The sequence below is a fragment of the Geodermatophilus chilensis genome (assembly GCF_002802985.1).
Classification (GTDB): domain Bacteria; phylum Actinomycetota; class Actinomycetes; order Mycobacteriales; family Geodermatophilaceae; genus Geodermatophilus; species Geodermatophilus chilensis.
Map to the genome: position 1 here is coordinate 27,435 of NZ_NVPT01000017.1, position 19,447 is coordinate 46,881.

Genomic DNA, 19,447 nt, shown 5'->3' on the forward strand with positions numbered 1-19,447 from the left:
GGCGGACGAGGGGTCCACGGGGAGATCACGCGTCTACCGTGGGGGCATGAGCGATGTCCCGTTCGGCTTCGGCCTCCCCGACCGCGACCCCGAGCGTCGCGACCAGTCCGGGTCAGGCGCCGGGAACGACCCCTTCGGGCTCGGCGCCCTCTTCGGCGGCGCCGGTGGCGCGGGTGCCGGTACGCCGGAGGAGCTGCTCGCCAAGATGCCGCTGTTCGCCGAGCTGCAGAAGCTGATGACCTGGTCCGGCGGGCCGGTCAACTGGGACCTCGCACGGCAGGGCGCGATCAGCTCGCTGGCCGCCGGGTCGCAGCCGACCTCCGACGCCGAGCGCGCCGCCGTCGCCGACGCCCTGCGCCTGGCCGACCTGTGGCTGGACCAGGTCACCGAACTGCCCTCCGGCGTGGACCGGCCGCTGGCCTGGTCCCGCGTGGAGTGGGTGGAGCAGACGCTGCCCGCCTGGAGCACCCTCATCGACCCGCTCGCCGAGCGCGTCGTCGGCGCGATGACCAGCGCGCTGCCCGCCGAGGCGGCCGCGATGGCCGGCCCGCTGGCCGGGATCATGGGCCGGATGGGCGGCATGATGTTCGGGGCCCAGGTCGGCCAGGCCCTCGGCCGGCTCTCCGGCGAGGTCCTCACCAGCAGCGAGATCGGCATCCCGCTGGCCCCGGCCGGCGCCGGCGTCCTGCTGCCGCAGAACGTCGCCGAGTTCGCCGCCGGCCTCGACCGCCCGGCCGATGAGGTGCGGCTGTTCCTGGCACTGCGCGAGGCGGCCTCCCAGCGGTTGTTCGTGCACGTGCCGTGGCTGCGCCAGCAGCTGCACGACGCCGTGCACGCCTACGCGCGCGGCATCCACGTCGACCGGGAGGCGATCGAGCGCGGCCTCAACGAGGCGATGAGCTCGATGGGCGGGATCGACCCGACCAACCCCGAGGGCATCCAGGCGCTGCTGGGCAGCGGCCTGCTCGAGCCCGAGGAGACCCCCGAGCAGCAGGCGGCCCTGCGCCGGCTGGAGACGCTGCTGGCCCTGGTCGAGGGCTGGGTCGACAGCGTGGTGGCCCAGGCCGCCGGCGACCGGCTGCCCGGGCACGGGGCGCTGGCCGAGACGATGCGCCGCCGTCGGGCCTCCGGCGGTCCGGCCGAGCAGACCTTCGCCACCCTGGTGGGCCTGGAGCTGCGGCCGCGGCGGCTGCGCGACGCGGCGACCGTGTGGGGCGCGATGGCGCAGCGGCACGGCAACGCCGAGCGCGACCGGCTGTGGTCGCACCCCGACCTGCTGCCCACGTCGGACGACCTCGACGAGCCGCTGGACTTCGTCGCCCGCCAGGGTGCCGACGACGAGCTGCGCGCCCTCACCGCCGACGACGCCGAGAAGAAGCCGACGGACGAGGACGACAGCCGGGACGACGACCCGCGCTGAAACCGATCCCGTCCGGCGACTTCGGGGAATTGGCGCTCCGACGCGGCTGTCCGGCCGCATCTTCCCCGGAGTAGCCGGGTGCCGCGGTGGCGTCCGGAGGACGCCGATGTGATCCCTCAGTCGACGAGGTCGTCGGCGTCGGTGCCCGTCGGCGCACCGCTGCTCGCGGCACCCAGCTCGACGCCCTCGAGGAAGCCGCGGGCCCGCTCGGCGCGCGGGTAGCGGGCCACCAGCGACCAGAAGTGCGCGTCGTGACTCGGCTCCACCAGGTGCGCCAGCTCGTGCACCAGCACGTAGTCGACGACGTACGCCGGCATCGCGCGCAGCCGGCTGGACAGCCGGATGGTGCGGTCGGCGGGGGTGCACGACCCCCAGCGGCGGTTCTGGTTGTCCACCCACCGGACGCTGGCCGGCTGCGGCACCCCGTCGAGGTGCGCCGCCGACAGCGCCCGCGCGCGAGCCATCAGCTCGTCGTCCCCACCGAGGGACCGGCGTCGCCGCTCCTCACGGGTCTGCAGCTTGGCGACCATCTGCGCCACCCAGCGCTGCTCCTCGGCCGGGCTGAACGCCGCCGGGATCAGCACGACCGTGCGCCCGGACTCCCGGTAGGCGGTCACCGTCCGCCGGCGCCGGCTGCTGCGCCGCACCTCGACGTCCCCCTCCGCGCCCGCCGTCCGCACCGACCGGCCGGCAGGGACGGCACGGGTGCCCCGCACGTCCGCTCGCGCTGAGGGGTCGGGGTGACGCTGGGTGTCGGGAGGCGTTCCGGGCACGGGGGAACCGTAGTCACCCCCACCCCGGCGCGCTCCGGCAGCCGCACCGACGCGGACGCATGTCGCACGGACGGTGGACACCGGGCCGCCCGGTCCGGGGACGGGCCCGGCGGGTCGTCGTCCACAGGAGCGCAACGGGCGTTCCCGCAGGTGGGAGGGCGCGTCGCCGGGCACCTCCGGGAGGCCGTCCGGAGCGTCGTCCCCCGACCGCGCACAGCGACACGCCGCCGGGTCCCCACGCGCTCCACAGGTCTGTCCACAGGCTGTGGGAAGTGCGCGGGACCGCGGCCGCCGTCCCGCGGGGAACCGCGGTGCGCCCCGGTAGCGTTCGGCAGGACGGCACCCCGCGCGGGGACGCCGAGCGGACCGGAGACGAGGAGGCACCGTGGCGGAGAGCTACAACGGCTACTGCGTGAAGTGCAAGGAGAAGCGCGACTTCGACGGCGAGGTCAAGGTCAGCGAGTCCGGCCGTCGCATGGCGCAGGGCACCTGCCCCGTCTGCGGCACCAAGATGAACCGGATCCTCGGCAAGGCCTGAGAGAGGTCCCTGTCCTCTCCACCCCTCGCCAGCTCGGGGCGGGACCCGGCGAGGGGCCGCGGACGGCGGTGCCCGCACAGCGGGCGCCGCCGTCCGTCGTCTCCGGCGCCTGTGGACGGACGGAGCGCGCCGGGCCCGTGCGCTGGCACCCTGCGCCGGTGGCCGACACCGCACACCCCCTGCTGCCCCCGAGCGTCCCGCTGCTGCGCCTGGCCGGGCCGGACGGCGCCGAGGACGTCCAGATCGGCGGCGCCGACTCCACCGACGGACTGCGCGTCTCCCCCGGCACCGCCGCGCTCACCACCCTGTTGCGCGGCCTCGACGGCCGCCGCACGCAACGCGCCGTCCTCGCCGAGGCGGCAGGCGCCGGCCACGACCCCGCGGCGCTGAGCGCGGTCCTCGACGGCCTGCGGGCCACCGGGCTGCTGGTCGACCTGCACCCCGGCGACCTGCTGGCCTCCGTCGCCGGGCCGGCCGCCGCCGCCCGCGCGCAGACCGAACTTCCCACCGCCACGGACCGGGACTCCGGCTCCCGCTGGCGGACCCGGCGGGCCGCGACGGTCGTCGTCGACGGCGCGACGCGGGTCGGCGTGCCGCTCGCCGCCGTGCTGGCCGCGAGCGGCGTGGGCCGGGTGAGCGTCCGGGACGACGGACTGGTCACGGCCGGGGACGCCGTCGTCGGTGGGCTCGGCGCCGACGACGAGGGCCGCCCGCGCGCGCTGGCCGCCGCCGACGCCGTGCGCCGCGCCAGCCCGCTCACCGACCTGCGCCCCCTCCCGGCCGGCGCACCGGCCGACCTGGTGGTGCTCACCCGGCCCTGGGCGGCGTCCGACCCGCTCGCGGCCGACCTGCAGCGGCGCGGGGTGCCGCACCTGGTGGCGACGGTGCGCGGGGAGACCGGCGTGGTGGGGCCCCTGGTCGTGCCCGGCGCGACCGGCTGCCTGCGCTGCGCGGACCTGCACCGCCGGGACGTCGACCCGCGCTGGCCGGCGCTGGCCGCCCAGCTCACCGCCGGCGAGGCCCCGCCGGGTGGGGCCACGGTGACCTGCCTGGCGACCGTGGTGACGGCGGCCGTGCAGGTCCTGGCGCTGCTCGACGGCACCGGTGCGCCGCTCACCCTCGGGACGACGCTGGAGCTCAGCCCGCCGGACCTGCTCCCCCGCACCCGTCGCTGGCCGGCCCACCCCGACTGCGGGTGCCTGCCGGAGAGCGGTGACGGGGTCTCCTGATCGCTCCCTCGGCGGCACCGCCGCCGATCGGGGGACAATGGTCCGCGAGTGCGCCTCCGGGCCCGGACGGGGCCGGTGCCGCCGCGACCGCGGACGACTGAACGCCGAGGAGGAGTACGTGACCGAGCCTGGTCGGGGGATCCCACGAGGCTCGGTCTCACGGACCGCACGCCTGGCCTCGCTGCCGCTGGGGGCGGCCGGCCGGGCCACCCTGGGCATCGGCAAGCGGTTGTCCGGTCGCCCCGCCGACGCGGTGAACGCGGAGCTGCAGCAGCGCACCGCCGAGCAGCTGTTCGCCGTCCTGGGCCAGCTCAAGGGCGGGGCGATGAAGCTCGGGCAGACCCTCTCGGTGTTCGAGGCGGCCGTGCCCGAGGAGGTCGCCGCCCCGTACCGCGAGGCGCTGGTCAAGCTGCAGGAGGAGGCGCCGCCGATGCCGGCGCGCACCGTCCACGCGGTGCTGGCCCAGCAGCTCGGCGGCACCTGGCGCACCCGCTTCAAGGAGTTCGACGACGCGCCGGCGGCCGCGGCCAGCATCGGGCAGGTGCACCGCGCGACCTGGCGGGACGGCCGGGACGTCGCCGTGAAGATCCAGTACCCGGGTGCGGCCACCGCGTTGATGGCCGACCTCAACCAGCTGGCCCGCTTCGCCCGGCTGTTCGCCGCGCTGTTCCCCGGCATGGACGTCAAGCCGCTGATCACCGAGCTCAAGGCCCGCGTGGTCGAGGAGCTGGACTACGGCCTGGAGGCCGACGCGCAGCGGACCTTCGCCGCCGCCTACGCCGACGACCCGCAGATCGTCGTCCCCCGGGTGGTGGCCAGCGCGCCCAAGGTGATCGTCTCCGAGTGGCTCGAGGGGACGCCGCTGTCGAAGGTGATCGCCTCGGGCAGCCGCGAGGAGCGCGACCGGGCCGGGCATCTGCTCGCCGTGCTGCACTTCTCCGGGCCGCAGCGGGCCGGGCTGCTGCACGCCGACCCCCACCCGGGCAACTTCCGGCTGACCCCCGACGGGCGCTTCGGGGTCATCGACTTCGGCGCCACCGCCCGGCTGCCCGACGGACACCCCGAGCCGATCGGCCGGCTGGTGCGCTGGGCCCTGGAGGGCCGGGCCGAGGACGTGCTGGCCGACCTGCGCACCGAGGGGTTCGTCCGCCCCGGCGTGGAGGTCGACGCGCAGGGGGTGCTCGACTACCTGCGACCGCTGCTGGCCCCCATCGAGAGCCACCACTTCCACTTCACCCGGGCGTGGATGCAGGAGCAGGCCACCCGGATCGCCGATCCCCGGACCGAGGCCAACCGGCTCGGCCGGATGCTCAACCTGCCGCCGGCCTACCTGCTCATCCACCGGGTGACCATCGGGTCGATCGGCGTGCTCTGCCAGCTCGACGCGGCCGACGACTACCGCAGCGTGCTCGAGGAGTGGCTCCCCGGCTTCACCACCTGAGACGGCAGGAGGCCGGGTCCGGACGCACCGGGAGCGTCCGGACCCGGCCTCGGCCGGGCGGCGGCGCGGTCACGCCGCCGCAGGAGGTGCCGTCAGCGGACGGCGGCGCTGGCCCGAGCCGCACGCCGCGCGGCGTACTCGGCGCGGCGGGCCCAGCGGCGGGCGGCACGCAATCGGCGGGCGCGTGCCGCGGCGTCGGCCTCGGCGCGCAGGTCGCGCAACCGGTCGACGGCCAGGTCGTACTCGAAGCTGTACATGTCAGGTCCTCACGTCGTCGTGGGCGGTCTACTCACCGGCGGCCTGTTGCCGGCGACTCGCTCGGCTCGGCCGGCTCCCTGCAGGGGGTCCTTCTCCTTGCGGGGGCGACCGCGCGGGCGCTTGCGCGGGATGACCACACCCCGCTCGAAGATCTCCCCGCCCCAGACGCCCCACGGCTCGCCGCGGCGCAGCGCACCGGCCAGGCAGGCGTCACGCACCGGGCACTCCGCGCAGCGGACCTTGGCCTCCTCCAGCCCGGCCGGGGTCTCGGCGAACCACAGGTCCGGGTCGGTTCGGCACGGCAGGGGGCGCCGCACCGGCGCCGGCGCCGGCGGGGGCGCCGGCCGTCGGGGAAGGGAGCCGCCGGTCCGGGGGAGCCCGGTTCGGCGGTGGGACGTCGGACGGTCGGCCGTCGACTGCACTGCCGCTCCTCCTCGTACTCGTCGTCTGCGACCGGCGGGGGCCCGCCGACCGGGAGTCGGGGCGGGTGCCGCGGCGGAGATGAGAGAGGCCGCGGAACCCGGTTCGGGTTCCGCGGCCTCGAGGAGGTCCTGTCGAGCGCTAGCTCGAGGGTCTGCCCGAGGAGTGGATCCCGAGAGTGGTGCCGTTGTGCTCGGTGGTGCGCTTGGCGGTCTGCCCCGCGTAGCCCGCGGTGCCGAAGAGGCCGGCGGTGCCGAAGACGCCGATCGCCGGGGCGACGGAGACGCCGGTGCCGATCAGGTCGAGACCGGGGACACGGGTGCCGGGACGCTGGGCGACGGGGGTCGCCGGGACGGCGCGCAGGCGCGCGGCGACGGGCGACTCGACGCAGGCAGCCGTGCGCACGGCGAGACCCACCGGGCCACGGGCCCCGGCGGGGGCGAGGGTCCACATCGTGCTGATCACGTCGCCCACCTCCTCCGGGGGTCGGACCGCGGCCGTGCGGCCGGTCTCAGGTCTGGCGCGCTCGAGGTGTCTCCCGAGCGCGATCAGGACAGTAGGGGGCCGCCGCGGAGGCGGTCAACGCAATTAGCCGACCCGGGTCGCGGCGACCTGCAGCGGCCGACCGCCGTGACGCACCGGAACGGCTCAGGAGCCGAGGGTGCTCAGCACGTCCTCGCCGTAGAGCTCCAGCTTGCGGGCACCGATGCCCGGCAGGGCGGCCAGCTCGCGCAGCGAGCCCGGCCGGGTCTCCGCGATGGCCTGCAGCGTCGCGTCGGTGAAGACGACGTAGGCAGGGATCGACGCCGACGCGGCCGTCTCGCTGCGCCAGGCCCGCAGTCGCTCGAACAGCTCGCCCGCCTCCCCCTCGAGCACGACCTTGGCGCGCTTCTGCCGCCGCTGCGGGGGCGCTGCCGTCGGCGTGGACCCGGGGACCAGCCCGTCGAGGAAGCGGCTGCGTGGCCGGGTCCGGCGTCCGCCGGGGTTGCGCGCCAGCGACCACGACAGCGTCAGCTGCTCGCGGGCGCGGGTGACGGCGACGTAGAGCAGCCGCCGCTCCTCCTCCACCGCGTCCGGCCGGGACAGCGACTGGGAGATCGGCAGCACGCCGTCGACCAGCCCGACGACGAAGACGGCGTCCCACTCCAGGCCCTTGGCCGCGTGCATCGAGGCCAGCGTGACCCCCTGCACGGTGGGGGCGTGCTGGGCGTCGGCGCGGGCGGCCAGGTGCTGCACGAAACCGGCGAGGTCCATCGTGGGGTCCTCGGCGACCAGGTCGACGGCGAGGTCGACCAGCGCGGTGAGGGACTGCCAGCGGTCCCGGGCCGCTCCCCCGGGCGGCGGGCGGTGCTCCACCCAGCCGGTGGAGGCGAGCACGTCGCGCACCGTGGGCACCAGCGCGCCGGGGTCGGTGCCGCCGGCCGCGGCGCCGCGCAGCAACAGGATCGCCTCGCGCACCTCCGGCCGCTCGAAGAACCGCTCGCCGCCGCGCAGCACGTAGGGCACGCCCACGGCGGCCAGCGCGTTCTCGTAGACCTCGGACTGCGCGTTGATCCGGAAGAGGACGGCGATCTCCGCGGCCGGCGTCCCTGCCTCCACCAGGGCGCGGCAGGCCTGGGCGACCGCCGCGGCCTCGGTGGGCTCGTCGGGGTGCTCGAAGAAGCGGGGCGCGGGGCCCTCGGCGCGCTGGCCCAGCAGCCGGAGCCCGGGCAGCCCCTTGCGCGGCGGCGCCTGCCCGATCAGCTTGTTGGCCAGAGCCACGACCTGCGGCGTGGAGCGGTAGTCGCGCTCCAGCTTGACCACCTCGGCGTCCGGGTAGCGGTCGGCGAAGCCGAGCAGGTAGTCGGGGTCGGCACCGGTGAACGAGTAGATGGTCTGGTTCGGGTCCCCGACCACGCAGACGTCGGCGCGGCCCCCGAGCCAGGCGTCGAGCAGCCGCTGCTGCAGCGGGTTGACGTCCTGGTACTCGTCGACCACGAAGTGCCGGTACTGCCCGCGCACCTGACGGGCGACGTCCGGGTGCTCCTCGAGGGCGAAGGCGGTGACCAGCAGCAGGTCCTCGAAGTCCAGCGCGCCGTCGCGCTGCTTGGCCGACTCGTAGCCGGCGTAGACCCGCGCCACCACCGCGGGCTCGAACGGCGGCTCGCGGCCGGCGGCCTGGGCACGGGCCGGGTAGTCGTCGGGCGTGGCCAGCGTGGTCTTGGCCCACTCGATCTCGCTGGCGAGGTCGCGCAGGCTGGTGCGGTCGGTGGACAGCCGCGACCGGGAGGCGGCGGCCGCCACCAGACGCAGCTTGTTCTCGACCAGCTGGGGCATCGGCCCGCCGAGCACCCGGGGCGCGAAGTAGCGCAGCTGGCGCATGGCCGCGGCGTGGAAGGTGCGGGCCTGGACGCCGCCCACCCCGAGCCCGGCCAGCCGGGTCCGCAGCTCGCCGGCGGCGCGGGCGGTGAAGGTGACGGCGAGGACCTGTTCGGGCGCGAACGCCCCGGTGTGCACGCCGTAGGCGATCCGGTGGGTGATGGTGCGCGTCTTGCCGGTGCCCGCACCGGCGAGGATGCAGACCGGCCCGGACACCGCCTGGGCCGCGGCGCGCTGCTCGTCGTCCAGCTGCGCGAGCACCGCCTCGGCGCCCTGCACCCGGACGTCCCCGGGCGCACCGGCGATCTGCGACATCGGCCTCCCCGTCTCCCGTCGATGGCCGGGACCCATTCTCCCAGCCACCACCGACAGACGGGGGAAGCATCCCCGGGGGCGCGGCGTTGTCGCCCCGTGACGGCCGGGCACGCGTGCCCGGACCCCGGACCAACCAGGAGGAACGCCTCGATGACCGCCGCTCCCGCCGCCGTGACCATGTACACCACCACCTGGTGCGGGTACTGCGCGCGGCTCAAGAAGCTGATGCAGCGCGAGGGCATCGAGTACGCCGAGGTCGACATCGAGCAGGAGCCGGCCGCGGCCGACCTGGTCATGCAGGCGAACGGGGGCAACCGCACCGTCCCCACGCTGCTCTTCCCCGACGGCAGCGCCCTGACCAACCCCAGCATCGACCAGGTGAAGGCCCAGCTGGCGCAGTCCACCGGGGCATGACGGCGGGTGATGCCTCCGCGTCGTTGCGCGAGGGGGCATAGTCGTCCAGGACGACCAGTCCCGTCGCCGTCCCGACCCGGCTGCCCGCCGGGCCCAGCCCCTCGCGGAGGCCGCCCAGTGAGTGAGCGCAGCACGCCAGCGGAGTGCCCGCCGACGTCGGCGTCGTCCGGTCCCGAGGACGCCTCGTGAGTGCCGGACTGGAGCAGGGGACGGCGGCGGACGACTCCTCCGGCTCGGAACAGCCCACCGTCGTGGTGGCCCGGACCGGCCGCGGCTGGTCGGTGTTCGCTCCCGGGCGGGCCGAGGACGTCGACGACCTCGTGGAGGGCATGACCCTCGCCGACCTGGTCAGCGAGGAGCTGGGTGCGCAGGTCGAACCCGACCGCGGCACCCGCCGGGCCGCCCGTGGCGCCACCGGGGACGCCGACCCGGACGCCGATCCGCGCGACGTCCGGCTGGCCGCGCTCGAGCGCACCGTCGCCCAGCTCGAGCACGCGCTGGCCGCCCGGGTCTCCACCGAACGCGCCATCGGCGTCCTCGCCGAACGACACGGCACCACACCCCAGGCCGCGTTCGAGCAGCTGCGGCGGGACGCCCGATCGCAGGGCCGGCCGGTGCCCGAGCTCGCCCGCGAGGTGCTCGACGGCCTGGGCCGGTCCGTCCCGGTGGAGGCCGAGGTCACGGCTGCGCTGACACCGGCCCCGCGGATGGCGGTGCGGGACGCCGGCCGGGCACCCCGCACGCGGACCCGGGCCGGACGCGGCCCCGCGGAGGGCCGGTCCTGACCCGACCGGAACCGCTGACCCCCGAGGCGCTGGCCGACCGGCTGGCCGCACTGCTCGCCGGAACCGACCCCGAGCCCGGGGCGGCCGCCCTGCGCGTGGCCGTGGACGGGCCCGACATCGCCGCCCCCACCGAGCTGGCGGCCGCGGTCGCCGAACGGCTGCCGCCGCTGGGGCGCCCTGCCGAGGTCGTCCCGGCCGGCGGGTTCCTGCGCCCGGCGTCCCTCCGGTTCGAGCACGGCCGCACCGATCCCGACGCCCGCTACACCGACTGGCTGGACTCCGGCGCGCTGGCCCGCGAGGTGCTCGCCCCCCTCGGTCCCGGCGGCTCGGGGCAGTACCTGCCGGTGCTCTGGGACGTCGACCGCAACCGGGCCGCCCGCGCCGTCCCCCGGCCGATGCCGCCCCGCGGGGTGCTGCTCGCCCCGGGCGCGCTGCTGCAGGGGATCGGGCTGGCCTTCGACGTCGTCGTCCACCTGCGGGTGGCCCCGGCGGCCCGCCGGCGGCGTACGCCCGCGGAGCAGGCGTGGGAGCTGCCGGCGTTCGACCGCTACGACGACGAGGTGGACCCGCTGTCCCTGGCCGACGCCGTGGTACTGGCCGACTCCCCCGACCACCCGGCGCTGGTGCTGCAGGGCCGCTGGGCCTGAAGCCGGATCCCCTGCCACTCGCCTCGTGGTAGGGCCTCGTCCGCATCCCGATCCCGTTCGCCGACGATCATGGGGTCCGGGTGGCGACACGCCATGTGCATCCGGCGTGTCGCCACCACAGCTCCATGATCATCCGGAGGTGCGGCCGGAGGTGGGGAATGAGCACCCGGGCCCGGGAGGGGGCCGAGGGCTCGGGGAGGGTGTCCTCCTACAGCTCCCCGTCGACCCAGCGGTCGATGATGTGCCGGGCGATGGAGACCGCCGGGGGCAGTGCCCGCGGGCCGGCGCCGGAGCGCAGCTCGTCGCGGGTGAACCAGCGGGCCTCCTCGATCTCGGTGGGGTCCAGCCGCAGCGTCGGGTCGCCCTCGACGCGGGCGGTGTAGCCGAGCATCAGCGACTGCGGGAACGGCCACGGCTGGCTGCCCACGTACCGGATGTCGGTGACCTGCAGCCCGACCTCCTCGGCCACCTCCCGTGCAACGGCGCCCTCCGCGGACTCCCCCGGCTCGACGAAGCCGGCGAGGATGGAGAAGCGCCCCGGCGGCCACACCGCCTGGCGACCCAGCACGCAGCGGTCCCCGCCGTCGTGGACCAGCATGATCACGGCCGGGTCGGTGCGCGGGAACAGCTCCGCACCGGTCTCCGGGTCGCGCCGCACCCAGCCGGCCCGCTCGACCGTCGTCGGTGCGCCGGACAGCGGGCTGAACCGGTGCCGCGCGTGCCACTCCACCATGGCGACCGCCTCGGCGAGCAGGCCGGCGTCGAGGTCGTCGAGGTCCGCGCCGAGGTCACGGAGGCCGGCCCAGGTGTCGACCGGACGGCCACCGATGGTCAGCCGCCGGTCGCCGCGGACGGCGGCGTAGGGCACGCCGTCGGCCTCGCCGAGGTAGATGGCGCCCTCGGGCAGCCCGGCCCGTTCCTCCCACACCAGCCGCGGCCGGCCGTCGGCCTCGTCGACCGGCACGGTGCGCCGCTCGTCGACCGTGAGCACCCGCACCGGACGGCCGCCGGTCGGGTCGGGCAGCGACCGGGCCAGGTGGCTGCGGTCGTGCGCCGAGCGGGACAGCACCGGCACCGCCCCGGCCCGCGAGGGGCTGCTCTCCGGCCAGCGGACGCCGTCGCCGGACGGCGGCGGGTTGTCCGCCGGGGTGCTGCCGCCGTCGGGGACGCTCATGCCGGGTCCGCCGGCGCGACCTCGACCGGGCCGAACGCGCGCAGGGGGTCGGCGACCTGACCGGCGTCGCCGACGACGACGGCGGCGAGCCCACCCGGCTGCAGGAACCGGCGGGCGGCCTCCTGCACCTCCTCGACGGTGACCCGGGCCAGCGCCTGCTGGTGCTCGGCCAGCCACTGCGGCGGCAGGCCCGAGCCCGTGAGCGCCGACAGCGTGCTGGCCAGCCCCGCGTGGGTGGCGGTGGACAGCGCCATGCTGCCGAGCACGTAGCGGCGGGCGGCGTCGAGCTCCTCCACTGTGACCGGCGTGAGCGCCATGCGGCCCAGCTCGTACCAGGTCTCCAGGAACGCCGGCCCGGTGACCTCGGTCGCGACGTCGGCCTCGACGAGGAAGGAGGAGGCAGCCGCCAGGTGGTCCACCGAGCTGCGCGGGCTGTAGCTGTAGCCCCGCCGCTCGCGGATGTTCTCCACCAGCCGGGAGGAGAAGTAGCCGCCGTAGACCATGTTGGCCAGCCGGACCGCGGGCAGGTCCGGGTCGGTGCGGCTCGGCGCGGGGCCGCCCAGGCGCAGGTTCGACTGCACCGCGCCGGGCCGGTCGACCACCTGCAGCGCCCCGGGTGCCAGCTGCGGCACCGGCGGAGCGGCGACCGCCGTCCCCTCGCCGGTCCAGCCGGCCAGCGCGGTGCCGACGGTGTCGACGGCGGCGGCCGGGTCGAGGTCGCCGACCAGCACCAGCGTGCTGCCGGCGGGCAGCACCCGCTCGCGGTGCAGCTTGCGCAGCGCCTGGCTGCGGACGGCGGTCACCAGCTCGGCCGCGGGCAGCTGCTCGGCGTACGGGTGGGCGCCGTAGCGGCGGGCCGCCAGCGCGGTGCGCGCGATGATGCCGGGCTGGGAGCGGGCGATGGAGATCCGCTCGGCGACGCGCGCCCGCTCGGCCTCCACCCGGTCGGCCGGGTAGGTGGCGTCGGTGAGCACCTCGGCGAGCACGCCCAGCACCGGGGCGAGCCCCTCGGCGAGCAGCGTGGTGGCGAACAGCAGCCGGTCGGGATCGGTGGAGACCGCCAGCTCCCCGCCGTGGGCCTGCAGGGCCTCGGCGATGCCGGTGGCGTCGTGCGTCCCGGTGCCGAGCAGGACGGCGCCGGAAAGCACCGAGGCGCGGGCGGTGTGCTGGGCGGCGGCCCGCGCCGTCGCCGCGGCGAACGGCACCCGCAGGCGCAGCTCGACCAGCGGGACGCCGGGCCGCGGGACGACGACCAGCCGCAGGCCGTTCGGCAGCGTCTCCTCGGTGACGGCCAGCTCGGGCTGGGGCCGGGGCTCGCCCAGCGGCGGGATCAGCACGGGGGCGGTCACCGACGTCCTCCCGTGGCCCGCAGCTCGAGGACCGCGACGGTGCCGGGGTCCAGGCCCCGGGCGGCGCTCCGCACCTGCTCGGGGGGAACGGCGGCCAGCCGGGCGGCGAGCTCGCCGGCCAGCTCGGCGCGGCCGTGGACGAGCTCGGCGGTGGCGAAGGCCAGCGTGCGGCCGAGCACCGAGTCCGCCTGGCGCAGCAGCTGGGCCTCGGTGCGCGCCTGCACGCGGGCCAGCTCGTCGGCGCCGACGCCGTCCTCGGCGATCCGGCCGATCTCCTCGTGCACCGCGGTGACCACCTTCTCCGTCGGGACCGACGGCGGGTGGTGCACCTGCGTGGTCAGCAGCGTGGCGTCCCGGACGTCGAAGGGGTCGCCGAACAGGCCCACGTAGCTGCTCTGCGCGATGGCGAGCTGGTCGTCGTGGACCAGCCGGCGCTCGAGCCGCGAGGCGTCGCCCTCGCTGAGCAGCTCGGCGAGCAGCACCGTGCCGAGGTAGGTGTCGAGGTCGCCGACCGGGTCGGGCACCCGCCAGCCGAGGGCCACCGCGGGCGCGGGGGCGAGCGGGTCCTCGACCACGCCGGAGCGGACGGTGGTCGGCGAGGGCTCGCCGGTGGGCGGGGTCGGTGGCACCTCGCGGGCGGCGATGGGGCCGAACCAGCGGCGCACCAGCTCCTCGGTCTGCTCGACGGCGAGGTCGCCCCCGAGGCACAGGACGGCGTTGCCGGGCGCGTAGTAGCGGTGGAAGAAGTCCGCGGCGTCGTCGACGGTCGAGGACTCCAGGTCGACGAAGGAGCCGTAGCCGTCGTGGGTGTTGGCGAAGCTCTCGAAGGCGATCGCGGGCAGCTGCAGCCACGGGAAGGCGCCGTAGGGGCGGTTGAGCACGTTGACCCGGATCTCCTCCTTCACCACGTCGATCTGGTTGCGGAGGTTCTCCTCGGTGATGGCCGGCGCTGCCATGCGGTCGGCCTCGAGGAAGAGGGCGCGTTCGAGGGCCTCGGCGGGGAGTGCCTCGTAGTAGTTCGTGTAGTCCTGGTGGGTCGAGCCGTTGAAGGTGCCGCCCGCGGCCTGGACCAGGCGGGCGTGCTCCATCTTCGGGACGTTGGCCGAGCCCTGGAACATCAGGTGCTCGAAGAGGTGGGCGAAGCCGGTGCGGCCCTGGGGCTCGTTGCGCATCCCGACGCCGTAGGAGACGGTCACGGCGACGACGGGGACGCTGCGGTCGGGCGCCAGCACGACGCGCAGCCCGTTCTCGAGTCGGAAGCGCTCCACCGGGTGCCGGAGGGTGAGGTCGGCCCCAGCTGCAGTCACGTGCCCGACCCTAGCCGCGCCCGGGGACGCCGCGCCGGGCGACGGCGGAGGGTGCGACGGCCGTCACCCGCGGCTCCCCTGGCCGAGTGCGCAGTTGCGGTCGCCGACACGCGCGCACACGCCGCGCCGACCGACCCCAACTGCCCACTCGACGCAGGAAGCGGTCCGGAGGACCGCCATGTCACAGCACGTCGACGCCGTCGATGACCCGGTCGATGACGCCGTACAGCTCGGCGTGGGTGTTGGGGATCGAGAGGTAGAGCAGCGCCGGGGCGGGCCGGCCGACGTCGACCAGCAGCAGCGCGGCCCGCTCCCCCGTCGCGTCGTAGCCCTCGACGTCCCAGGAGAGGTCGAACTCCAGCAGGTGTGCGGGGGCGCCGTCCACGGTGCGCGCCTCGTCGCGCAGCACCTCCTGCTCGTGGGGGCTCGGGTAGTAGTTCAGCCGCACGCTGTCGGCGACCTGGGCGAGGGTCGGCTGCAGGCCGGCCGCGGGGTCGAACAGCGGCGACAGCGGCCCGGAGGTGCACTGGGCGATGAACGGCCCGCCGTCGGGCGTCACCTCCTGGGTGACCAGGTACTGCCCGGCCACCGAGGTCGTCTCGACGACGTCCTGCAGGTCGTACTCGAGCCAGCCCTGGCCGAGGTACGGGTAGGCGATGCCGGCGGCCTCGTCGACGATGCGCAGCGTGCCGGGTGGGAAGGCCGACCCGCTGGGCAGCGGGAGCGCGGTCGGGCCCGCGTCGTCGTCCACGCCGGTGGGCCGGCCGACGAGGAAGCCGATGAGGACGACGAGCACCAGCCCGAGCACCGACAGCCCGACCACCCACCCGGTGCGCCGCGGCGGCCGTCCCGGGCCCGGCGGCGGGGTGGGCGCGGGCGCGGACGTCGACTCGGCGGCGGGCGCCTGCACCGCCACACCGGGGCCGACGGGGGTGGTGACGTCGGACCAGCCGGCGCCGTTCCACCAGCGCACCATCCCGGGGGCGCCGTCGGGGTCGGGGTACCACCCCGGCGGCGCACTCGACGTACCGGTCACGGCGCCACCCTAGGTGCGCCGGCTGGGAGCCCCGGTCAGCGACGGTCGGCCGCGTCGTCCCACCACGAGACGAGCTCCCGCAGGCCGTCGTCCCCGCCGCCGCGCACCTCGGCGACGGCGAGGGTGCCCGTGTCGTCCCAGGTCCAGCGCAGCTGCGCGTCGCCCTCGGCGTCGACGGAGCAGGCCAGCCGGCCGACCACGCGGTCGTCGTCGCGCAGCTGCAGCCAGCCCTCCGGGTCCTCGCCGTTGCCGCACTCGTACTCGCTGTCGAGCAGGCGCAGCCCCTCCGCCTCCACGTGCGCGGCGAGGGCGGTGGTCGCGCCGTCCCCGGCGTAGAGCGTGTGGGTGCTCGCCAGGGCGCCGTCCTCGTCGGGGTCCCCGGCCGGGCAGTCGAGCCGTCCCAGCGTCCCGCCGTCCGCCGGTCCGGCCGTGCAGTCGGCGGGGTCGACCTCCTCGGGCAGGCTCACGGCGAGCAGCCGCTCGGCGACGCCGGAGACGTCGTCGGCGGCCGCGTCGGCCCGGCGGTCGGCGGTGACGAACAGCCCGGCGAGCACCAGCGCCGCGACGGTCGCGGCCGCGGCGAGCACCCACGGCAGCCAGCCGAGCCGGCGCCGGGACCGGCCGGCAGGCGTCGCGCCGACGAGGGTGGGCGCGGACGGCGTCGGGGCGGCGGTCGGCACCTGCCGGGTGGTCGATCGGCCGCCGTCGGCCGGGAGGGGCCCGATCGCCGTCGGGGCGTCGTCCCGCGGGGGCACCGGGACGCCGCTGCCGGTCAGCGCCGCCCGCGCGGCCTCGGCCAGGTCGCCGGCGCGCTGCCAGCGCCGGTCGGGGTGCTTGGCCAGGCCGCGCAGCACCACCTCGTCGAGGGCCGCGGGCAGCCCCGGGCGCAGGGACGACGGCGCCGGCGGGGGCTCGTGCAGGTGCGCGGCCATCACCCGCGCCGGGTCGCCCGGGGCGAACGGACGGCGGCCGGTGAGCAGCTCGAAGAGCAGGCAGGCCAGCGAGTAGACGTCGGCGCGGGCGTCCGGTGGCGTCGGGCCGAACCGCTCGGGGGCCATGTACTCGGTGCTGCCGACCGCGGTGCCGACGGCGGTCAGCGCCGGTCCGGGGCCGTCGTCGGCACCGCGGGCGACACCGAAGTCGGCGAGGTAGGCGAAGTCCTCCCCGGCGGCCGAGGTGGCCAGGTCCCACCCGTCGGCGCGGCCGACCAGCAGCACGTTCGACGGCTTGACGTCGCGGTGCACCAGTCCCCCGGCGTGGGCGGCGTCCAGGGCGCGGGCGACCTGGCCGACCAGGTCGACGGCGCGGGCGGGGTCCAGCGGCCCGGTGCGCCGCAGCAGCGAGTCGAGGTCCTCGCCGTCCACCAGCCGCATGTCGAGGAAGAGCTGGCCGTCGATCTCCCCGTACCGGTGGATGGGGATGACGTGCGGCTCGGTGAGGCGCGCGGCGATGCGGGCCTCGCGCCGGAAGCGGTCGCGGTACCCCTCGTCCTGGGCCCACTGCGGGTGCAGCACCTTGAGGGCGACGTCCCGCTGGTGGTCGTCGTCGTGGGCCCGCAGCACCTGCCCCATACCGCCGCGGCCGAGCACGCCGAGGACCCGGTAGGGGCCGAAGCGCCCGCCGTCCTGCTGCCCGGTCACTGTGCGCGCAGCGGCACGGTCGCGAGCTCCCGCCACAGGTGCGCGGCGGCCTCGGCGCCGCGGTACAGCATGGGCAGCAGCACCCGTTCGTTCGGCGAGTGGATGCGGTCGGTGGGCAGCCCGGCGCCGAGGAAGACCAGCGGCGCGCCCAGGACGTCGACCAGGTCGGCCTCCGGGCCGCTGCCGCCCTCGCGGGTGAACAGGACGTCGGCGGGGTCGCGGTCGAACGCCTGCCCGATGGCGGCGAGCAGCGCGGCCATCGCCGGGGAGTCCAGGTCGCTGGAGCACGGAGAGACGCCGCCGGCCGGGACGTGCACGTCGGCCTGGATCCCCGCCGGCAGGTTGGCGGCCACCCAGCCGCGCACCTGCTCGGCCAGGTCGGCGGGGCGCTGGTCGGCGACCAGCCGGAAGGTGATCTTGGCATGCGCCTCGGCGGGGATGATCGTCTTGTGGCCGGGGTCGGTGTAGCCGCCCCACATCCCGTTGACCTCCGCGGTCGGCCGCGCGCCGATCCGCTCGAGGGTGCTGAAGCCCTCCTCGCCGGTGGCGACGCGGGAGGCGGCGGGCCCGGCCAGCCAGGCGGCCTCGTCGAACGGCACGCGGGCCATGAGCTCGCGCTCGCGGTCGGTCAGCGGCCGGACCTTGTCGTAGAAGCCGGGCAGGGTGACCCGCCCGTGCTGGTCGTGCAGGCTCGCCAGCAGGGTCGCCATCGCGTGCAGCGGGTTGGGGACGCCGCCGCCGAACGAGCCCGAGTGCAGGTCGACGGCCGGGCCGCGCAGCGTGATCTCGGCGTCGGCCAGCCCGCGCATGGCGACCACGGCACTGGGGACGTCGGGGGCGGCCATCCCGGTGTCGCTGACCACCACGACGTCGCACCGCAGCCGGTCGGCGCGCTCGCGCAGCAGCGCGGCGAAGTGCGGCGAACCGGACTCCTCCTCGCCCTCCACCAGGACCTTGACGGTGACCGCCGGGGTGTCGCGGCCGGTGGCGACCAGGTGCGCGCGCATGCCGAGCAGGTGCATCGCGACGTTGCCCTTGTCGTCGATGGCGCCGCGGGCGTGCAGCTCCGGGCCGTCGGCGCCCTCGACGCGGGTCGGCTCGAACGGGGGGTGCTCCCACAGCCCCAGCGGGTCGACCGGTTGCACGTCGTGGTGGCCGTAGACGAGGGCGACCGGCGCACCGTCGTCGGCCGAGGGCCACTCGGCGTAGACGGCGGGGGCGCCGGGGGTCTCCCAGACCTCCACGACGGGGAAGCCGGTGCGGCGCAGCGCGGCGGCCAGCCACTCGGCGCTGGCAGCGACGTCGGGGGCGTGCGCGGGGTCGGCGGAGATCGAGGGAATCCGCAACCACGCGTCGAGGTCGGCGTGCAGGTCGTCGAGGTGCGCGCGGACGAAGTCGCGTTCCGGGCTGCTCACGACTCCCGACGGTAGCGTCGCGACCATGGCCGGACAGCTGCTGCGGGTGGACGTCGGCGACCTCACGTTCGACGTCCGGGCCGACGGGCCGGACGACGGCCGCCCGGTGCTGCTGCTGCACGGCTTCCCGGAGACCTCGGCGTCGTGGGCCGCGGTGACCCCGCAGCTGACCGCGGCGGGGCTGCGCACCTACGCCGTCGACCAGCTGGGCTACTCCCCCGGCGCCCGCCCGCTGGACGTCGACTCCTACGCGCTGACCAACCTCGCCCAGGTCACCGCCGACCTGATGACGGCGATGGACGTGCCCGTGGCCGACGTCGTCGGGCACGACTGGGGCGCCAACGTCGCCTGGGCCCTGGCCGCGTGGCACGAGGACCGGGTGCGCTCGCTGACCGCCGTCTCGGTGCCGCACCCCACGGCGTTCACCACCGCCTTCCGCTCCGACCCGGAGCAGAGGGAGCGGTCGGCCTACATCCAGCTGTTCTGGCAGGAGGGCAAGGCCGAGGAGGTGCTGCTGGCCGACGACGCCCGGCGGCTGCGGCGGATGTTCGGGGACGCCGTCCCGGCCGAGGCCGTCGACGAGTACGTGGCCGTGCTGTCGGCTCCGGGCGCGCTGACCGCCGCGCTCAACTGGTACCGGGCGATGAGCTCGGCCACGCCGGTGGACGACGTGACCGTGCCGACCACCTACGTCTGGAGCGACGACGACGTCGCGATCGGACGGCGGGCCGCGGAGGGCTGCGCCGAGCACGTCGCCGGCGACTACCGCTTCGTCGAGCTGGCCGGGGTCTCGCACTGGATCCCCGAGCAGGCCCCGGAGCAGCTGGCGGTCGCGATCCTGGACCGCATCGCCTCCACCTGAGAGAGGCCCCCCTGCCCCCCGCCACTCGTAGAACTGTCTCTTATACACATACCCGAGCCCACGCGA

At 76.4% G+C, this 19,447-nt stretch carries 19 protein-coding genes; 8 read left to right on the plus strand and 11 right to left on the minus strand.

The window, feature by feature from the left end; genetic code table 11:
* The first annotated feature begins 46 nt into the window (after positions 1 to 46).
* Entirely contained in the window at positions 47 to 1,420 is a 1,374-nt protein-coding gene (locus tag CNO22_RS04695) for a zinc-dependent metalloprotease (protein WP_100498189.1), read from the plus strand.
* 116 nt (positions 1,421 to 1,536) lie between these two features.
* Here CNO22_RS04695 and CNO22_RS04700 read toward each other — a convergent pair whose 3' ends face one another.
* Positions 1,537 to 2,136: a M48 metallopeptidase family protein gene (locus CNO22_RS04700; RefSeq protein ID WP_232806794.1), complete on the minus strand. Its 600-nt coding sequence runs from the start codon at positions 2,134 to 2,136 to the stop codon at positions 1,537 to 1,539.
* Between the two features lie 442 nt (positions 2,137 to 2,578).
* Here CNO22_RS04700 and CNO22_RS28125 point away from each other — a divergent pair, with 442 nt between their 5' ends.
* The 3 genes from CNO22_RS28125 to CNO22_RS04710 all read left to right on the plus strand — a co-directional run bounded on the left by CNO22_RS28125 (position 2,579) and on the right by CNO22_RS04710 (position 5,401).
* Positions 2,579 to 2,731 carry a DUF5679 domain-containing protein gene (locus CNO22_RS28125; protein ID WP_012950213.1) on the plus strand — a complete coding sequence of 51 codons (153 nt, stop codon included), beginning with the start codon at positions 2,579 to 2,581 and terminating at the stop codon, positions 2,729 to 2,731.
* Positions 2,732 to 2,889: 158 nt separating this feature from the next.
* Entirely contained in the window at positions 2,890 to 3,960 is a 1,071-nt protein-coding gene (locus tag CNO22_RS04705; protein ID WP_100498204.1) for a ThiF family adenylyltransferase, read from the plus strand.
* A 118-nt stretch (positions 3,961 to 4,078) separates the two neighbouring features.
* Entirely contained in the window at positions 4,079 to 5,401 is a 1,323-nt protein-coding gene (locus CNO22_RS04710; RefSeq protein ID WP_100498190.1) for an ABC1 kinase family protein, read from the plus strand.
* Positions 5,402 to 5,493: 92 nt separating this feature from the next.
* On the opposite strand, the gene CNO22_RS28130 is transcribed toward CNO22_RS04710, so the two are convergent.
* The 4 genes from CNO22_RS28130 to CNO22_RS04725 all read right to left on the minus strand — a co-directional run bounded on the left by CNO22_RS28130 (position 5,494) and on the right by CNO22_RS04725 (position 8,752).
* Complete coding sequence (locus CNO22_RS28130) at positions 5,494 to 5,658, minus strand: hypothetical protein (RefSeq protein ID WP_198588105.1); 165 nt, start codon at positions 5,656 to 5,658, stop codon at positions 5,494 to 5,496.
* 9 nt (positions 5,659 to 5,667) lie between these two features.
* On the minus strand, positions 5,668 to 5,976 hold the full coding sequence (locus CNO22_RS04715) for a WhiB family transcriptional regulator (RefSeq protein ID WP_269799567.1): 309 nt from the start codon (positions 5,974 to 5,976) through the stop codon (positions 5,668 to 5,670).
* A 244-nt stretch (positions 5,977 to 6,220) separates the two neighbouring features.
* Positions 6,221 to 6,544 carry a hypothetical protein gene (locus CNO22_RS04720; RefSeq protein ID WP_157936807.1) on the minus strand — a complete coding sequence of 108 codons (324 nt, stop codon included), beginning with the start codon at positions 6,542 to 6,544 and terminating at the stop codon, positions 6,221 to 6,223.
* Between the two features lie 183 nt (positions 6,545 to 6,727).
* Complete coding sequence (locus CNO22_RS04725) at positions 6,728 to 8,752, minus strand: ATP-dependent helicase (RefSeq protein WP_100498192.1); 2,025 nt, start codon at positions 8,750 to 8,752, stop codon at positions 6,728 to 6,730.
* A 150-nt stretch (positions 8,753 to 8,902) separates the two neighbouring features.
* On the opposite strand from CNO22_RS04725, the gene CNO22_RS04730 reads away from it, so the two are divergent.
* From CNO22_RS04730 to CNO22_RS04740, 3 genes are all read left to right on the plus strand, one after another.
* Positions 8,903 to 9,166 carry a mycoredoxin gene (locus CNO22_RS04730; RefSeq protein ID WP_100498193.1) on the plus strand — a complete coding sequence of 88 codons (264 nt, stop codon included), beginning with the start codon at positions 8,903 to 8,905 and terminating at the stop codon, positions 9,164 to 9,166.
* Positions 9,167 to 9,351: 185 nt separating this feature from the next.
* On the plus strand, positions 9,352 to 9,951 hold the full coding sequence (locus CNO22_RS04735) for an ANTAR domain-containing protein (RefSeq protein ID WP_100498194.1): 600 nt from the start codon (positions 9,352 to 9,354) through the stop codon (positions 9,949 to 9,951).
* Positions 9,952 to 10,052: 101 nt separating this feature from the next.
* A complete protein-coding gene (locus CNO22_RS04740; protein ID WP_232806795.1) occupies positions 10,053 to 10,598 on the plus strand; it encodes a nucleoside/nucleotide kinase family protein in 546 nt (181 codons plus the stop codon).
* Between the two features lie 208 nt (positions 10,599 to 10,806).
* On the opposite strand, the gene nudC is transcribed toward CNO22_RS04740, so the two are convergent.
* The 6 genes from nudC to CNO22_RS04775 form a co-directional block, all read right to left on the minus strand.
* Positions 10,807 to 11,772 (minus strand): NAD(+) diphosphatase, encoded by a 966-nt coding sequence (gene nudC, locus CNO22_RS04750; RefSeq protein WP_100498196.1) that lies wholly within the window; start codon positions 11,770 to 11,772, stop codon positions 10,807 to 10,809.
* A complete protein-coding gene (locus CNO22_RS04755) occupies positions 11,769 to 13,121 on the minus strand; it encodes a M16 family metallopeptidase (protein ID WP_100498197.1) in 1,353 nt (450 codons plus the stop codon). Before CNO22_RS04755 ends, nudC begins: the two co-directional genes overlap by 4 nt.
* Positions 13,118 to 14,428 (minus strand): M16 family metallopeptidase, encoded by a 1,311-nt coding sequence (locus CNO22_RS04760; RefSeq protein ID WP_100498198.1) that lies wholly within the window; start codon positions 14,426 to 14,428, stop codon positions 13,118 to 13,120. The genes CNO22_RS04755 and CNO22_RS04760 overlap by 4 nt, the downstream gene beginning before the upstream one ends.
* 181 nt (positions 14,429 to 14,609) lie before the next feature.
* Positions 14,610 to 15,464 (minus strand): DUF2510 domain-containing protein, encoded by an 855-nt coding sequence (locus CNO22_RS04765; protein ID WP_100498199.1) that lies wholly within the window; start codon positions 15,462 to 15,464, stop codon positions 14,610 to 14,612.
* A gap of 35 nt (positions 15,465 to 15,499) precedes the next feature.
* Complete coding sequence (locus CNO22_RS28135; protein WP_198588106.1) at positions 15,500 to 17,104, minus strand: serine/threonine-protein kinase; 1,605 nt, start codon at positions 17,102 to 17,104, stop codon at positions 15,500 to 15,502.
* Complete coding sequence (locus tag CNO22_RS04775; RefSeq protein ID WP_232806796.1) at positions 17,101 to 18,519, minus strand: M20/M25/M40 family metallo-hydrolase; 1,419 nt, start codon at positions 18,517 to 18,519, stop codon at positions 17,101 to 17,103. The genes CNO22_RS28135 and CNO22_RS04775 overlap by 4 nt, the downstream gene beginning before the upstream one ends.
* Positions 18,520 to 18,544: 25 nt before the next feature.
* On the opposite strand from CNO22_RS04775, the gene CNO22_RS04780 reads away from it, so the two are divergent.
* Entirely contained in the window at positions 18,545 to 19,381 is an 837-nt protein-coding gene (locus CNO22_RS04780; RefSeq protein ID WP_100498201.1) for an alpha/beta fold hydrolase, read from the plus strand.
* Positions 19,382 to 19,447 lie beyond the last annotated feature (66 nt).

What these genes read in the sequence shown, in the direction of transcription:
- CNO22_RS04730 (WP_100498193.1), top strand. Translation starts at nt 8,903, where the DNA reads ATGACCGCCGCTCCCGCCGCCGTGACCATGTACACCACCACCTGGTGC.
- nudC (WP_100498196.1), bottom strand. Translation starts at nt 11,772, where the DNA reads ATGAGCGTCCCCGACGGCGGCAGCACCCCGGCGGACAACCCGCCGCCG.
- CNO22_RS04695 (WP_100498189.1), top strand. Translation starts at nt 47, where the DNA reads ATGAGCGATGTCCCGTTCGGCTTCGGCCTCCCCGACCGCGACCCCGAG.
- CNO22_RS28130 (WP_198588105.1), bottom strand. Translation starts at nt 5,658, where the DNA reads ATGTACAGCTTCGAGTACGACCTGGCCGTCGACCGGTTGCGCGACCTG.
- CNO22_RS04725 (WP_100498192.1), bottom strand. Translation starts at nt 8,752, where the DNA reads ATGTCGCAGATCGCCGGTGCGCCCGGGGACGTCCGGGTGCAGGGCGCC.
- CNO22_RS04780 (WP_100498201.1), top strand. Translation starts at nt 18,545, where the DNA reads ATGGCCGGACAGCTGCTGCGGGTGGACGTCGGCGACCTCACGTTCGAC.